Source organism: Enteractinococcus fodinae (assembly GCF_031458395.1).
GTDB lineage: Bacteria > Actinomycetota > Actinomycetes > Actinomycetales > Micrococcaceae > Yaniella > Yaniella fodinae.
This window is the reverse complement of the sequence record NZ_JAVDYJ010000001.1, coordinates 896,109-910,265: the sequence shown is the minus strand read 5'-3', so window position 1 is coordinate 910,265 and position 14,157 is coordinate 896,109. Positions and strand designations below refer to the sequence as shown.

The window sequence follows — 14,157 nt, the reverse complement described above, 5'->3', positions numbered from 1 at the left end:
ACTCCTTGTAAGTCCTATAATGCCAACCCGTAGCTTACCTTCAGTCAGGCATAGCCGATTTGGGTTTGTCACAATCGAGCACTCTATCCCGCCCACATATCTACTTCAAATTTGTAGCGGTTGGCGGAATGCTCATCTCACAGTACTTTCCGACACCCATTGCTGTACCTCAGCGTAAGCCGTCTTTTAGACTGACGGCATGACTGAATCCCGTGATGCATTACTACTGGTCGACATGCAAAATGCCTTCTTCAATGAGGACGGTTTAGCTGAGCAGCAGGAAGAACTTGTCGAGGCAGCCAATCGGCTTTCAGATGCTGCACGACAGGCAGAAGTCCCGATCTTCGTGGTCACAACGGTCCACAGTCGAGACGAGTCCACTTGGACGTTGGGCATGCTCGCTGCCGGTGAAGGTTTCCTCTTCAACGGCGATGAAGGCACCGAAGTGGTGCCAGGACTGGACACGTCAAACACCACGCGAATCGAAAAAACTCGCGACAGTGCATGGTTCGCCACTGACCTGCATCTGCGGCTGTCCAATCTGGGCGTCGATCGAATTGTATTGGCCGGCGTTTCGACCCACGGTTGTGTGGGACAGACCGCCCGCGATGCGTATGCCTACAACATTCGCACCACGATCGTGACCGATGCTGTGGGAGATTCTCGCGACGACTATCACCGCGAACAGCTCTCCCACCTCGAAGATGACGGTCAAGCCGCTATGGCGACCGTCGATGAGATCATCGAGAAATGGACCGGTGCCTAACAAGACGAGCATTGGTTTCACTAAGCTCGGCGCTCGGGTGGTCTAAGATAGACAGATACCAGTACCTCATCCACATCTGACACATTTGCCCTTCACACATCGACGACAGTGAGGTCTGTGATGGGTCAACTGATTTACTCCATGATGGTCTCGTTAGACGGCTACGTGGCCGACCAACACGGGGATTTCATGTGGGCTGTGCCGGATGAAGAAGTCCTCGCCATGGTGAACGAACAGACCGCAACGGTGGGTACGTACCTGTACGGTCGGCGGATGTATGAGCTCATGCAGGTCTGGGAAACCGATCCCGACATCGCTGGCGATTCCCTGGGATCACAAGAATATGCCGCCCTCTGGCAACAAGCGACCAAAATCGTGTATTCACAGCGTCTCAATGAGGTAGCTACGCAGCGCACCACATTACGCCGAAGCTTTGACCCTGCAGAAGTACGACAGCTCAAGGAAACGTCTTCGACCAACTTGACCGTCGATGGGCCTACCTTAGCTGCCGAGGCGTTCCGCCACGACCTGGTAGATCAGATTCACGCGATTGTCTGCCCCGTGGTGGTGGGTGCAGGCCTAGCCTTCCTACCCAAAGTCCGCCTGGACCTCGAGCTACTCGCCAGCCGACGGTTTGCCAACGGAATGGTGAGCCTGCAGTATCAGGTCCACCACCCCTCCTAACCAGCCTCAGCCCGCCTTCTTCACCACACTGGATTTCAGCTGCATGTTGCCAAACCCGGGCACCCGCGCGTCGATATCATGCCCATCGATAGCATCTTCGAGGAGCCGAATACCGGTGACCTTTGTGCCAACCTTAATCACGCCGCCTGCTCCTTTGACCTTCAAGTCTTTCACGATCGTGACGGTGTCGCCATCGGTGAGTTCATTCCCCACCGCATCACGGATCACCGGTACCGCAACTTCCGCATTCAGGTCTGCCACAGCAGACCATTCATGACCGCACATCGGGCACACAAGTAAAGTACCCGATTCGTAGGTATACGTTTCGTGGCATGCGGGGCAGGCGGGCAATTGATCAGACATCGACGCGACTCTCTCCGGGTAATACAGCTGGGATACGGGCTGATGACAGCAACCCGTATCGTATCAGGCTGGCTGAGGAGTAGCTCAGTCAGTCCATTTCGCAAGCTGTTTCGCCGAAACGTCACCGAGCCATTTCTGCCACAGTGGACCGAACGTTACACGACGAACGCCCAGTTTTTTGAGTTCCTGAATGTGCCCGACCCCGTGACCATCGACCGGGTGGGCTGTTGCATTGACCGGGACCGAGGTTGCTTCAACCACTGCGCTCACCTCGGCGGCAGTGGACAACCCGACCGGGTAAACGGCACGCGCTCCGGCCTGTTCCATTAACCTAACTCGCTCGACGGCTTCGCCCAGCGGATCCTGGTAGACCTCGGAGCCAAGCTTGACCGCATCGGTACGTCCATTGATCACAAAGTCCACCCCGGCATCATCGGCAGCTTGACGGGCTGCTGCAATGTAGTCGGCGTGTTCCTGACGCTCACGCACACGTTTGCCTTCAGTGTGCACGACGTCTTCGATGTTAGCGCCCACGGCACCGGCTTCAAGCAGCCGGGTGATCAGTTCTTCTGCTTTGAGGCCGTACCCGGATTCCACGTCGGCACTAACCGGCAGGTCGACCGCACTGACGATGCGTTTGATGACCTCAAGGTATTCGGAGAAGTTCATATTCTCGCCGTCGGCGCTGCCGATGGCGTCTGCTACCGGGTGACTTCCGATGGTCAAGCCGCTGAATCCGGCTTCGGCAGCCACCGTTGCACTCCACGTGTCCCAAACTGTGGGGAGAACGAGTAACTCGCCCGACTCATGTTGTTCTGCTAGGTCTTGAGCGTGTGCTTTAACGTTCGACATAGAACCTCCTTAGGATTGCATTTTCAACCTTACGATGCCTTGCGGGTGGTGTACACACTCGTCGGGCCTGACCAGGGTATCTTCCACCTGCGAGTGTTAGACAGCTCGCTGGAGCTGGTCCACGCCTAGCATTTTGCGGCGCACCAGGGAACTCAATTGTTCTGCTAAGAAGACCACCACCAGGATCATGATGATGATCGTTAACGCCGTATCGAATTGACGCATCGTGAAGGCCGGGGTGAGTTCCATCCCGATCCCACCGGCGCCGACCATGCCCAAAATGGTTGCTCCACGTATCGATTTCTCCAGTGTGTAGAGGCCGGTTGCGGTAAACGAAGCAAACGAGGCTGGTAGCACCGCGGTGGCCACGACCGCGACACCGCTGGCTCCAGTGGAACGCAGCGCATCGATCGGGCCGCGTTCGACTTCTTCGATGCGCTCGGCAAAGAACCTGCCAGCAAAACCCAACACGTCCACGGTAAGGGCCAAGATTCCTGCCAGCGGTCCAAGTCCGACCGCCATCACGAAGATCAACGCCCATACGAGTTCTGGGATCGAACGCAGGACCGTCAAAATAAATCGCATAGCAACCCCGATGGGCGCATACGGCGTGGTGTTTTGAGCAGCGAGGATCGCTGCCGGGATGCTCAGGACAACACCCAGCCCGGTGCCGATGATCGCCATTTCTAGGGTCTCAAGCATGGCCTCAGCCAGATTGGGTGCGCGCTCGAGGTTCGGCGGGAACGCCCCGGTGATGAAGCCCCAGATGTTTGCTGGTCCCTCGCCGATACGTGCCCAGGAAATATCCATGCGCACCAGACCATTGACTGCAAGCGCCAGCAGCAAGACCCCGATAGCAATAGAGGTCCACTTCGGGAGTTCGAACCGTGCTGGTAGCTTCGCGGTCCCGTGTGCGCCAGTATCTGGCTGATTTCCAGCGGGTTTCAGGCTAGACATTAGGCAGCACCTCGCATATCTGACCGCTGATCATAGTCATGTTCACTGGTGTAGAGCCCTTGGAGCTGATGGTCTGCCAATTCTGAGATATGCGCGTCAATATCTAGGGAGCCTGCGCGCAGTGCGACAATTCGGCTGCCGTAGTCCCGGGCGAGCTCCAGTTGGTGCAATGTACACACCAACGTCAGGTTGTGTTCTTCTGTGATATCCCACAGCATGTCCATAACTGCCCGACCAGCGCGTGGATCCAGTGCGGCCACGGGTTCATCCGCGAGGACGATCTTCGGGCGTTGCATCAGCATCCGGGCAATCGCAACTCGTTGCTGCTGACCACCCGATAACTGTTCAGCACGCTTGCCGGCCACATGAGCCATACCTACTCGGTTCAGAGCTTCCAACGCTTCTTCGCGCTGGGCCTTTTTGGCGGTCGCACTCAGCCAGTTCCTTGGACTCGGTGCCCTACCCAACCCGCCGTGGATAACATTGGTGAGTACGGATAGCTCGCGCACGAGATGAATGCGCTGATGTACCATGCCCACCTGCTGTCGAACCTGGGTGAGCTGTCGTTTATTCGCGCTGGTGACTTCCGTGCCCAGCACATTAACCGAACCGCTCGTTGCAGCCACCAGTCCGTTGAGGCATTTCTGTAAAGTAGATTTGCCCGAGCCGTTCGCACCCAAAAGCACGACCGTTTCTCCGGCGGCTGCCGAAAAATCGATGTCATGCAGTGCCTGCGTGCCGTTGCGATAGACCTTCGTCAAATTCCGGACGCGAATAACCTCGTCTTGCGCCGAAGACCACTGTGACATTACTGTTCGTCCTCATCCGGGAGGTCGGCGTACTGGTCGAAGCCTGCTGCTTCGAAGGCGCGTCGAGTTGGGTCATAGTCGCTATCGGTCGCGTCGACGAACTCGGAACCGAGGTATTTGTCGTTTTCACCGGTCTGGACGATCGCCTCAAGGAGCACGTCCTGGTTTTCTTCCAGGGTGTCTGTCAGGTAGTTCGCGCAGTCTTCACCAAGGCCAGTGCGTGCAATGAACAGATCGTTTGGCAAATCTGGGCCTTCAGCAAGGATCTCGACTGCGTCGTCGCCCATCGCTTCTTGCACGGCTTCGAAGTCGGAGATGCCGGTCCCCAGTGCATCGCCATCGCCGGTGGCGAAGGCTTCAATGTGAGTATCTGACAGCGGGACGACTTCGACGTCACCGGCGTTTGGGTCCAACCCGGCGGAGTCGAGCATTTCTAGTGGGCCAAGGTGGCCGGAAGTTGAGCCGACTTCTTTAGTGATCATTTGTTTGCCTTCAAGATCTTCGACGGATTCGAGATCAGAGTCGGCGCGTTTGAAGATTGCCGCTTTGTAGTTGTCGCGGGTGACCCCGACCAGTGGGATCGCGTCGGCTTCTTCTTTTAGGACCACATATTCAGCCGGTCCGGTGAGCAGTACGTCCAGGTCGTCATATTCCAGGGCTGTGGCTGCTGCGGTGCGGGAGGCCATTGGTTCGAATTCAACATCCAGACCGGTGGCTTCCTCTAATGCGACGCGGAAGTCTTCGAATTCCAGCACGAGGGTTTCAAGTCCTTCAACACCCGTGTCGGAGAAGCGCAACGGTTCGAACTCAGCGCAGACTCCACCTGCGGAGTCAGCAGAGGCGCCATCAGCAGACTCGTCAGCATCTGCGTCACCACAGGCTGTCAAAGCAAGTGCGGTGGCTGCTGCCGCCGAGAGGGCAAGAAACTTTCGTGACATGAAAAAGGGTCCTTCCACAAGGTGCGAATTTGGTGGCACTCCTGTTGAGGTGCCATGCGTAGTTTTCGCGCCTTATCTAAACGGAAGGTTGCCCAATCACGAACCCTCGGTCCCGGGGTGTTGAATTCTTCGAACTTCGACTACTGCAAGAGCTGCAGGCGGCTTTGCGTGCGGAACAGATCAGGAGGTGGGTCAGCGATGTCTACGAGTTCTTCACGAGAGACCTCAGCACAGACGATGAGTGGCCTATCTCGCTCAACCAAGACGTCGATCAGGGTCACCAGACGCTGTCGTGAGGCAGGATCCATCCGCGATAAGCGCGGAACATCCGTCAGTCTCCAAGCATCGAACTGTTCCGCCAGTTCCAGATAATCATGTGTCACGGAGCGTGTGCCCAACAGGTTGGCGAAATCGAACCAAATCTGAGAGCCTCGAACAGCGCTGGCCTGCAACGCACGATGGCCCTCAAGCACTGTGACGACCTCGTCGCTTCCGGGCGCGATTTCACCAACGGAGAGCAGCGCGTCTTGGGTGGCTTGGCCTGGGCCGAGGGTAAGCCAGTGACCCGATGCGAAGCCGCCGCTTCGGGGTGCGGCCAAGCTTCGGTAGTCGGTGCCACCGTCGAGTTCTTCAACGACGAACTGCTCCCGCAGAATGGTAATACTGGGTTCGATCACATGATGGAACATAACATCCGGGAGGAGCCCCTCAGGCTCATAGTTCGACGTGATCAGCGTGGGAATCCCACGCTCCGCGATCTCAGCGAGCAGGTTGTTCAGCAGTGCGGCGCTTCCGGGGTCATGCACATGGAGCTCATCAAAGAAGAATAATTCGGTGCCGGCCAATAGCTCGGTCAGGGTTGCTTCGATGGCTTTACGCATGCTGGTGCCGGGGCCAAGTTGCTGCTGTAAGTTGCGGAAGAAATCGTGAAAGTGAACGTGGCGTTTAGTTTCGGCCGGATATGATGCCCTCTCAAAGAGCTGGCTCATTAACCATGTTTTGCCACGACCAGGAGGACCGTAAACAAAGTATCCCGTCGGCACGTCAGCGGGCGCATGACTTCCTTGAGGCGAACGGTGCAGCAACTCAATGACCGCGGTCGCTAGGCGTCGCTGTGATGCATCGAGTGTCGTTCCGGTGAGGGATTCGATTTCTAAGAGCGCCGAGGCGACGGTCTGGGAGGGTAAAGTCTGCGCTATCTCCATAGCGCCCCATCATAGCTACCAAACCGTAGCACTCAGCTGTGACCGAAAAGAACCCCGGATGGGACGCCTTGTGCATCTCATCCGAGGTTCTTGGTCTAGCGGAAGTTAGTTGTCGTATTCGGCGATGTAGCGGCCGACCACGCCACCTTCGCGAAGTTTGTTAATTGCTTCTGGGATGTCCTCGTGTTTGATGTGATTCATCGGAGGGTTCAGCTTGCCAGAGCGCATCAGTTCATAAATTTCAGCCAGGTCCTCTTTGGTTCCAGACTGGGAACCTTTGATCGTCAGCTGATTGATGATGATCGTATAGGTGCTGATGGTCGCTTCAAGCCGTCCCATGCCGACCTGGACAAAAGTACCGAATTTGCCCAGGGTCTCGATGCCTTGGGCTGTCGTGGTGCCGAAACCGGCGTAGTCGACGATGAGGTCAAGTTCTTTGTCCTTGAAGGCGTCGATAGAATCCGCAACGTCTTTGAGGCCAATTTCGTCAGCCAGTTTTTGGGTCTCCGGATTGATTTCCGCCCCATAGACTTCGGCACCCAGCAGTGCTGCCACGCGGGCACCGATATAACCGAGCCCACCGAGTCCGATGACGCCAACTTTGAGACCTTCCTTAGCACCACCCTTGGTGACCATGGCATGGTATGCGGTCAACCCGGCGTCCGTTGCCATTGCACCCAGATCGAAAGGCACTTCATCCGGCAGGGCGACGAGGTTGTCTTCAGTGGCAAGAAGTTTCGGGGCGAAGCCGCCATCCCATTTGCCGTAACCCAGTGCGTCCCCATCGGACATCATGGGTGATAGACCAACCCGATCGCCGACCTTCCACTGTTCCATGCCCTCGCCGACTTCGCTGATGATTCCGGCGTTTTCATGGCCCATCGTGCGTGGGAGGCCGTGCTGAAACAGCTCCATCCAGCCTGGATCATCAAGTGCTGACACGTCCGAGTGGCACACGCCAGCGGCTTTGACCTCGACTACGACCTGTCCAGGACCCGCTGTGGGTTCTGGGACCTCGTTGAGTTCTAGAGGTTTATCTGTTCCTACGAATTGCCAAGCTTTCATGAACTTCACCTTTCACTTTGGAGTGTGGGTTCCTCTCCACCCTACGCCTCGCAGTTTGGCTCTTCTACGGCTCACGTTTGGGACTTAGCTCTCATGGTCCGGTGAGTTGGATGGCAGCAGGCCACGCATCAATGGACTCAAGCTCAGCTGTAGAGCCCCGAGCGCAAAGTAGAGCGGTTGTAAAAAGAAGTACGTATCAATGATGAGGACTTCGACGAAGATAAACACCATCATGGTCATGCCGGCGAAAGCATGTGCGACACCCAGCCACGGGCTCCTCCTGAGGTGAACAATGAGTGCTGTCAACTGCACGAGGCCGACGAAACCGAGAGCAAGCGCGGCCAGCCCATAGTTATCCTCAAACGTGGTGCCAGCCAGAATATCTTCACCAAACAGATCGGGCCCTGCGGCAACCAGGCCCACTACCCCGGCAACGCAGCTGAGCACGTTGAGTATGGCAAGGACGAGCAGTAACCAACGAATGCCGCCCTGTGGCTGCTTTGCGATTCGAGAGCTCATGCCAGAACTGACCAGTTTATCGGCTGGCTTCGAGCCGTTTACGCTGTTCCTCAATGTCGAAGGTCGCCTCGGGCCAGCTCAGTTCAAGAGATTCGAGCGTCTCGATGAGCAGCTGCTGCACGGCGAGCCGGGCGTACCACTTCCGGTCTGCTGGGATGACAAACCAGGGCGCTTCAGGTTTATCGGTTTCTTCGAGCGCTAGCTGGTGGGCCTCCATATACTCGTCCCATTTCTCGCGGGCATCCACATCGCTGGGTGTGAATTTCCAGTGCTTCTCTGGATTATCCAAGCGTTTGGAAAGCCGTTCGTATTGTTCCTCCCGGCTTATATGCAGCAGGACTTTGACGACGATCGTGCCGTTACTGACGAGTTCTTTTTCAAATTGTCGGATCGAACCGTAGCGACGCTCCAGGCGTGACGGTGGGGTGAGTTCTTCGACTCGGTGGATGAGGACGTCTTCGTAGTGTGAGCGATCAAAGACTCCGATTTCGCCGTGCTTTGGCGTCTCGCGGCGGATGCGCCACAGAAAGTCGTGCCGGAGTTCTTCTTCGGTGGGTTTCTTGAACCCAACCTGATGCACGCCTTGCGGGTTCATCGATCCGACCACGTGGGTGATGGTGCTTCCTTTACCGCTGGTGTCCATGCCCTGCATGACCAGCAGGACGGAACGGCGCAGCTCAGCCGCCTGGGCGTTGGCGAAAAGCAGTTCCTGGAGCTTGGCAAGGCGTTCAACATCGCGTTGGAGACGTTTCTGCCCAGCGGCCTTCCCTTTGGTTTCGCCTTTCTTGGTGAAGAAGCCAGGGGTTTGGCGGCAGTCGAGCGTGGTGAGATCGCTCAACGCTCCATCCTGAAAGGCGAATTTTCGTAGGGCTTCGTGGAACGGTTGCTTCACAGTAGTCCTCCAGACCTGCGGGGTGCGCATCATGCGTTCATATCTCCCACCAGAGGTGGATCGTGTAATGACGAAGCCACAGTGAAAGACAGAGACGCAACTAGAATTCAGCTTAAACCTCTTGCGTAAACCTGTAAGCCTCTGAAGAGCCCTATGCCCGGTAAGGATCGCTACGATCCGTCGAAAGCACACACCTGTGATCCGGTGTTCAGCCTGCGCGTCTATCATCGAAGTATGGTTTCTGTGACTATTCGTGCGTTGCGCCCTGATGAGGGCGAGTTACTCTTGCGGGCCACGGTAGATAATTTCAACTGGCAAGACGAGCGTTTTACTGCCTCCGATGTTCTCGCGTCTCCGGAGATGGTCTACTACACCGAACTGTTTCCTGAGCGGGGCGACTTCGGATTCGTTGCACTGGAGGGTGACACACCCGTGGGTGTCGCCTGGGCGCTGTATTTGCCACCTAGTGCTCCAGGGTGGGGTTTTGTTGATGCTGAGATCCCCGAAGTCAGCCTATGGGTAGCGCCGTCGTATCGCCGCGAAGGTATAGGTCGAGCCTTAATACACGCTATCCAACACGGCGCCCGGTTCAGAGACTTGCCCGGTTTGAGCCTGTCGGTAGATGCAGGCAACCCAGCGAAAGAACTGTATCGCAGTGAAGGTTTTGTCGAGGTTGAAGGCAAGGAATCCCACGGTGTGATGTTATGGCGCAGGACGTAAGGGGCGGGGTCCTATCTCCCGTATCGCAGGTATACGGTACCGTTGGCAAAAGTCCTGGTGTCTTCGAGCCTGAGTTTACGATACGCTCCCTCGGGCAGCGCCTTGCGTCCTCCACCAAGCACGATCGGGATGACGAAAAATTCGAATTGATCTACCAGACACGCCCGGATAGCTTCCGCTGCGGTGGTGGGTCCAAAGATTTCGACGACGCCGTCAGTTGCAGCGACTATACGACGGATGTCTGCGAGGCAGAGATCGCGTTGTAAGCGATCCCGATCAGATCGCATTTGACTTGCCGCGAGGGTGGAGGAGACGATGATCTTGTGAACGTCCTGCCAGTATTGCGCGAAGTCCTGTTCGGCTTCGGTCATTTCGGCACGCTGGGCCGGGTCCTCCCAATACTGCATCAGATGGTAGGTTCGGCGCCCTAAAATTTCGGTAGTCACGCCTGAGAGCCGCGCTAAATGCAGGGCAAAGATGTCTTCGTTCGGGGCAGCCCACTGAAAATCACCGGCACTGTCAGCGATATACCCATCGAGCGAGATTGTTGCGGCGTAATTCAACATCCCCATAGCTGCCGTCCTTTCCGACTGTGCAGCATCTTTGTGCAAAGTGTACAGCTGATTTCCAGGTTTGGGGAGGGTGATTTTTAGAGATGGAGTCGTTTGGCTAACTCATGGCGCACTTCAGCTCCGCGATACACCTGCATCATCACCAAGGCGATGATGCTGATGGCTGCACAAATGGCCGAGGGTATTGGTTGGGAAACCCACCCGAAGACGAGAAACACAATGGGAGTCAAACCCAACAGGACGGTTAAACCGCTGTAAACGATGTACTCCCCTACTTCCATGCGCATCACTCTGACGGTAATCACGAGCGCCACAATAGAAGCGGCCAAGACGATGGGGACGGCATAGTCCAGTGACCAGCCGTGCCAATCGGTCAGATAGTCCCAGTAGACACAGATGAGCCCCACCGCAAGGTTCAGGTACACAATGTTTTTCGCTACATTCCGGCGCTTGCGCACGGCCAGTAGGACGACTAACCACATCGCTGTGATTCCCAACCAGAGCGATCGGAGGATGCCGATATCGGCTTCGTTTGCGTCGAAGACCAGTTGGGCGGCAAACGATCCAAGTATCACCACGATAGAGCTGAGGAAGAGGATCTTCAGGATACGTCGGCGGGAAAAGGCTAGCGGTACATCCGGAAAGCCACTGGGTGTTGGTTGCCCGGTGGTGGGTGTTGCACACAACGGGCAGCGAGACCAGGTGCCGGCAATATCGGCCTGACAGTCAACGCAGTGTTTCATGGCTGGGATTCGGAGGTCGGGGTCAGTTCTTCTTCGGTGACGCGGGTGGCATCTACCGTGACGTGAATGTCGTGTGCTGTCAGTGTGCGCACAAAATGCCGGATGTGGTCCATTTCGACAAATGGCGAGGTGAAGCTGACGTTCAAATGCCCCGCGTGGGACATCACGCAGATTTGGGGCCGGACCGCTGAGACGTGGAATCCCATTCGACCCACGTGGTCTTCTGCTGGCTTTGGTAGCGTGACGCGCCCCAAGTTCGACACCGAGACACTCAACCCGCGGTTATTCACCCAATTGACACCCCGCAGAATGGTGTCTTTCAGCGGTCTGGGCACGACCCTCAGTAACGGCGAACGCTCGAATTTCGCGAACCGGCGCAGTTTTTTATCGAGCGCTTCGGGGGTGGCCTGCGGACGGAATTGGTTGTCGAGATTGCGACCGACCGAACCGATGTCGTCATCGCCCTTCCCGTAGGTGTGCTCCACCCGAACGGTGGCAAAGAAGTTTCGCGGCGAAACCGATGGGAAAAATTGACGAAGATTCACCGGCACCGTTGCGGCGAGCGTCTGGGATTTTCCGAGTCCTCCAGACGAGCTGCGAATCGCTTCAAAAAACAACGCGGTCAGATACATCGTCAGCGAGATACCTTCGGCGCGTGCCAGCGCCAGGACGTCTTTGGCCGGCATGGTGACCTCAACGGCACGAGTCCGGTAATCCGGTGTCCGTGTGCCACTGACCCGAAAAGCTTTCTGCGGTTTCGGCAGGCTGTCTTTGTCGTGAGGTTGTGTGGGAGGTGTCGCGGGGTGGAAGTACTGCGCGAAACTGTCTCCCGTGAGTCCGCGGGCCAGAGCTGCCTCGTGGGCTCCGGGTTGGGCGGTGAGTTCAGCCGTCGAGGTGTCTTCGAGTGCCTGATGTTCTGGGTGACGCAACCGCAGGTAGGCGCTGATCAGATCGGTTAGAAACCATAGGGCCCCGGTGCCGTCGGACAGAGCGTGGAAGACTTCGAGGCTGATGCGCTCGCGATAGTAGACCACCCGGAAGAGCAGGCCCGTGCGGTTGGCATCATAGATTGGTGCGCATGTGTATTTGGTGTCTTCGGTGACGGTTGGTCGTAGATCGCTGTCTTGCAGGTAGTACCAGAAGATCGCTCGACGCAGCACAGCGTGGTAGAGGTGATAGCGGTCGTAGGTGGTATCTAAAGCCGACTGTAACAACACGGGGTCGACTTGGTGGTCCATGTCTGCGCTGATCCGAAACACTTTTGGGTCAGTTTCGCTGCGTGCGGCTAGGAAAATATTCGAGGCGTTATCGAGTCGTACCCACGTGCGTCGGGTCATGGAGTGACCTCCGAGGTGGACTCAGGGTGTGCGGGATGCTTATCCAAGAAGGTGTTAATCACCTCATAGGCCTCCCGGACTGACCGAGAGATCCGGGGCAGCGCGATGAACCCGTGCAGGGCTTCATCTACTCGATGGATCGCCACCTCATTGCCAGCTTGTTGTAGTTTTCGACCGTAGTCTTCGCCTTCGTCGCACAACAAGTCCAGTTCTGCGGTGATAATCAGCGTGTCAGGTTGGTCGCTGAGGTTCTGAGCCATCAGTGGTGCCACCTTCCAGTCGCGTCGCTGCTGTTCATCCGGAACATACAGTTCAAAGTACGCCTGGATTTCTGCAGCGGTCAACCGGTACTCCGTGCCGTGGGATCGCACCGATTCATACGGAGACGTTTCCAGTTTGTGGTCCCAGTGCGTGACGGGATACAACAAGATTTGGCGACTGGGTGGTGTGCGACCCTGTTCGCGCAGCATTAGTGAGACGACCGCGGCAAGGTTGCCGCCCGCCGAATCCCCGATGAGCACAATGTTGGCTGGGTCTTCAACTCCAGCAGGAGTTGGGTCGGCGAGCAGATCGCGGGCCACTTGGTAGCAGTCCTGTAGTCCGGCCGGGAAAGGATATTCCGGGGCGAGCCGGTAGTCCACCGCCACGACCACGCAACCGGTCAGATCCGCCATCCGGCTACAGGTGGGGGTATAGCTGTCAATGTCTCCAGTGACCCACCCGCCGCCATGAAAGAACAGCAGCACATCGTCGCGGAGTCGTGCTTTGGGGTGGAATACTCGCACGGGGATCTCGTGGGTACCATCATCGGATGGAACCCAATGGTCGGTCGCTCTGGTGACCGAACGTGTGGGGGCCGTCAGACGCCGCTGGAGCCGTCGGACCTTCTCATAGTCTTCGCGCATATTGACTCGAGGCGCTGCAAACAGGCTCAGCACCGAACGCGCAAACCGGCTGACCGGCGAGCGCTGGCGAGCTGGGTCCTCTTCCCCACCTGGCTCCGCAGGTCTCCGCATAGTACCGTTCCTTCCCCGGGATATGAGGCTCACTTCCAGAAGTTCCGGTGTGGCCTCAAACCGCCAGTCTACGACATCCCGGGATAGGACCCGGGTGAAAATCCGGTTGCCTATAGTCAGCAGATCTGTGATCCACTACGCTGAGTTATATGACTTCCCCTGTCCCTACCGGTCGGGTCGTTTCGGCTGGGAAGGGTTGTAACCTGGTGTTGCCCCGGTCGCTGCCGGTGGCCCTCAATGACGCCTGGACACATATCACCGAAGCTCAATCGACAGCTCGGTGGATCGGCACGTGGCAGGGTAACGGTACCATCGGTGAAACAGCGCAACTCCAACTTGGATTCGAGGAGGGCCAGCCTTGGACGAACTTCCGGATCACTGCATGCCAGGCGCCCACTTGGCTACGCGTCGAGACCCTTGATGCAGACGGGCACACCGCATGGGATCTTTCGATTGAACTGCGCGGTGGCCCTGTTCAGACCGAACTGCTGTTCACGATGTATGGCATAGACCCAGCCAGTGTCGGAGAGATTGGCCCGGGCTGGGAGTATTACCTGGATCAGCTGGTCCTCTCGCTGAGTGACGCACCGTTACCGAATTTTTCGGAGTACTATCCCGCACAAAAGGAATATTTCCAGGCTCAGGTCCGCTGACTCCCGCATTTTCATAACTGCCCCCTCAACGCAGCTGCAGCATGCCCTGGAACAACTGCCCCAGGT

General features: G+C 57.0%; 17 protein-coding genes. 4 read left to right on the top strand and 13 right to left on the bottom strand.

The window, feature by feature from the left end; all coding sequences use genetic code 11:
• The first annotated feature begins 199 nt into the window (after positions 1–199).
• Both J2S62_RS04355 and J2S62_RS04350 read left to right on the top strand, forming a co-directional pair.
• A complete protein-coding gene (locus tag J2S62_RS04355; protein WP_310171808.1) occupies positions 200–766 on the top strand; it encodes a cysteine hydrolase family protein in 567 nt (188 codons plus the stop codon).
• A gap of 120 nt (positions 767–886) precedes the next feature.
• Positions 887–1,450 carry a dihydrofolate reductase family protein gene (locus J2S62_RS04350; RefSeq protein ID WP_310175713.1) on the top strand — a complete coding sequence of 188 codons (564 nt, stop codon included), beginning with the start codon at positions 887–889 and terminating at the stop codon, positions 1,448–1,450.
• A 6-nt stretch (positions 1,451–1,456) separates the two neighbouring features.
• Here the strand turns inward: J2S62_RS04350 and J2S62_RS04345 are convergent, their stop codons facing one another.
• The 9 genes from J2S62_RS04345 to J2S62_RS04305 all read right to left on the bottom strand — a co-directional run bounded on the left by J2S62_RS04345 (position 1,457) and on the right by J2S62_RS04305 (position 9,050).
• Positions 1,457–1,813: a zinc ribbon domain-containing protein YjdM gene (locus J2S62_RS04345; RefSeq protein WP_310171805.1), complete on the bottom strand. Its 357-nt coding sequence runs from the start codon at positions 1,811–1,813 to the stop codon at positions 1,457–1,459.
• 84 nt (positions 1,814–1,897) lie between these two features.
• Positions 1,898–2,665 carry an isocitrate lyase/PEP mutase family protein gene (locus J2S62_RS04340; RefSeq protein WP_310171802.1) on the bottom strand — a complete coding sequence of 256 codons (768 nt, stop codon included), beginning with the start codon at positions 2,663–2,665 and terminating at the stop codon, positions 1,898–1,900.
• A gap of 96 nt (positions 2,666–2,761) precedes the next feature.
• On the bottom strand, positions 2,762–3,622 hold the full coding sequence (phnE, locus tag J2S62_RS04335; RefSeq protein ID WP_310171800.1) for a phosphonate ABC transporter, permease protein PhnE: 861 nt from the start codon (positions 3,620–3,622) through the stop codon (positions 2,762–2,764).
• The gene (gene phnC / locus J2S62_RS04330; protein ID WP_310171798.1) at positions 3,622–4,431 is read right to left on the bottom strand and encodes a phosphonate ABC transporter ATP-binding protein; all 810 of its coding nucleotides are present in this window, start codon (positions 4,429–4,431) and stop codon (positions 3,622–3,624) included. The genes phnE and phnC overlap by 1 nt, the downstream gene beginning before the upstream one ends.
• Positions 4,431–5,369 carry a PhnD/SsuA/transferrin family substrate-binding protein gene (locus J2S62_RS04325; protein ID WP_310171796.1) on the bottom strand — a complete coding sequence of 313 codons (939 nt, stop codon included), beginning with the start codon at positions 5,367–5,369 and terminating at the stop codon, positions 4,431–4,433. The genes phnC and J2S62_RS04325 overlap by 1 nt, the downstream gene beginning before the upstream one ends.
• Positions 5,370–5,509: 140 nt before the next feature.
• Complete coding sequence (gene zapE, locus J2S62_RS04320; protein WP_310171794.1) at positions 5,510–6,574, bottom strand: cell division protein ZapE; 1,065 nt, start codon at positions 6,572–6,574, stop codon at positions 5,510–5,512.
• Positions 6,575–6,679: 105 nt separating this feature from the next.
• Positions 6,680–7,639 (bottom strand): zinc-binding dehydrogenase, encoded by a 960-nt coding sequence (locus J2S62_RS04315; RefSeq protein WP_310171792.1) that lies wholly within the window; start codon positions 7,637–7,639, stop codon positions 6,680–6,682.
• Positions 7,640–7,723: 84 nt separating this feature from the next.
• Positions 7,724–8,158 (bottom strand): hypothetical protein, encoded by a 435-nt coding sequence (locus tag J2S62_RS04310; RefSeq protein ID WP_310171790.1) that lies wholly within the window; start codon positions 8,156–8,158, stop codon positions 7,724–7,726.
• 16 nt (positions 8,159–8,174) lie between these two features.
• Entirely contained in the window at positions 8,175–9,050 is an 876-nt protein-coding gene (locus tag J2S62_RS04305) for a PPK2 family polyphosphate kinase (protein ID WP_310171788.1), read from the bottom strand.
• A 234-nt stretch (positions 9,051–9,284) separates the two neighbouring features.
• Between J2S62_RS04305 and J2S62_RS04300 the strand changes: the two genes are divergently transcribed.
• Positions 9,285–9,770, top strand: coding sequence for a GNAT family N-acetyltransferase (locus J2S62_RS04300; protein ID WP_310171786.1), 486 nt, complete (start codon positions 9,285–9,287; stop codon positions 9,768–9,770).
• A gap of 11 nt (positions 9,771–9,781) precedes the next feature.
• Here the strand turns inward: J2S62_RS04300 and J2S62_RS04295 are convergent, their stop codons facing one another.
• From J2S62_RS04295 to J2S62_RS04280, 4 genes are all read right to left on the bottom strand, one after another.
• On the bottom strand, positions 9,782–10,342 hold the full coding sequence (locus tag J2S62_RS04295; RefSeq protein ID WP_310171784.1) for a dihydrofolate reductase family protein: 561 nt from the start codon (positions 10,340–10,342) through the stop codon (positions 9,782–9,784).
• 77 nt (positions 10,343–10,419) lie between these two features.
• Positions 10,420–11,085 (bottom strand): DUF6320 domain-containing protein, encoded by a 666-nt coding sequence (locus J2S62_RS04290; RefSeq protein WP_310171782.1) that lies wholly within the window; start codon positions 11,083–11,085, stop codon positions 10,420–10,422.
• Positions 11,082–12,422, bottom strand: coding sequence for an alcohol acetyltransferase (locus tag J2S62_RS04285; protein WP_310171780.1), 1,341 nt, complete (start codon positions 12,420–12,422; stop codon positions 11,082–11,084). Before J2S62_RS04285 ends, J2S62_RS04290 begins: the two co-directional genes overlap by 4 nt.
• Entirely contained in the window at positions 12,419–13,438 is a 1,020-nt protein-coding gene (locus tag J2S62_RS04280; RefSeq protein WP_310171778.1) for an alpha/beta hydrolase, read from the bottom strand. The genes J2S62_RS04285 and J2S62_RS04280 overlap by 4 nt, the downstream gene beginning before the upstream one ends.
• Before the next feature lie 149 nt (positions 13,439–13,587).
• Between J2S62_RS04280 and J2S62_RS04275 the strand changes: the two genes are divergently transcribed.
• Positions 13,588–14,091: an SRPBCC domain-containing protein gene (locus J2S62_RS04275; RefSeq protein WP_310171776.1), complete on the top strand. Its 504-nt coding sequence runs from the start codon at positions 13,588–13,590 to the stop codon at positions 14,089–14,091.
• Positions 14,092–14,157 lie beyond the last annotated feature (66 nt).

Bases quoted from the DNA above. Each gene is read 5' to 3' on its own strand.
- phnC (WP_310171798.1), bottom strand. From the start codon at position 4,431: ATGTCACAGTGGTCTTCGGCGCAAGACGAGGTTATTCGCGTCCGGAAT.
- J2S62_RS04350 (WP_310175713.1), top strand. From the start codon at position 887: ATGGGTCAACTGATTTACTCCATGATGGTCTCGTTAGACGGCTACGTG.
- J2S62_RS04355 (WP_310171808.1), top strand. From the start codon at position 200: ATGACTGAATCCCGTGATGCATTACTACTGGTCGACATGCAAAATGCC.
- J2S62_RS04275 (WP_310171776.1), top strand. From the start codon at position 13,588: ATGACTTCCCCTGTCCCTACCGGTCGGGTCGTTTCGGCTGGGAAGGGT.
- J2S62_RS04310 (WP_310171790.1), bottom strand. From the start codon at position 8,158: ATGAGCTCTCGAATCGCAAAGCAGCCACAGGGCGGCATTCGTTGGTTA.
- J2S62_RS04345 (WP_310171805.1), bottom strand. From the start codon at position 1,813: ATGTCTGATCAATTGCCCGCCTGCCCCGCATGCCACGAAACGTATACC.
- zapE (WP_310171794.1), bottom strand. From the start codon at position 6,574: ATGGAGATAGCGCAGACTTTACCCTCCCAGACCGTCGCCTCGGCGCTC.
- J2S62_RS04285 (WP_310171780.1), bottom strand. From the start codon at position 12,422: ATGACCCGACGCACGTGGGTACGACTCGATAACGCCTCGAATATTTTC.
- phnE (WP_310171800.1), bottom strand. From the start codon at position 3,622: ATGTCTAGCCTGAAACCCGCTGGAAATCAGCCAGATACTGGCGCACAC.
- J2S62_RS04290 (WP_310171782.1), bottom strand. From the start codon at position 11,085: ATGAAACACTGCGTTGACTGTCAGGCCGATATTGCCGGCACCTGGTCT.
- J2S62_RS04315 (WP_310171792.1), bottom strand. From the start codon at position 7,639: ATGAAAGCTTGGCAATTCGTAGGAACAGATAAACCTCTAGAACTCAAC.
- J2S62_RS04325 (WP_310171796.1), bottom strand. From the start codon at position 5,369: ATGTCACGAAAGTTTCTTGCCCTCTCGGCGGCAGCAGCCACCGCACTT.
- J2S62_RS04340 (WP_310171802.1), bottom strand. From the start codon at position 2,665: ATGTCGAACGTTAAAGCACACGCTCAAGACCTAGCAGAACAACATGAG.
- J2S62_RS04300 (WP_310171786.1), top strand. From the start codon at position 9,285: ATGGTTTCTGTGACTATTCGTGCGTTGCGCCCTGATGAGGGCGAGTTA.
- J2S62_RS04280 (WP_310171778.1), bottom strand. From the start codon at position 13,438: ATGCGGAGACCTGCGGAGCCAGGTGGGGAAGAGGACCCAGCTCGCCAG.
- J2S62_RS04295 (WP_310171784.1), bottom strand. From the start codon at position 10,342: ATGGGGATGTTGAATTACGCCGCAACAATCTCGCTCGATGGGTATATC.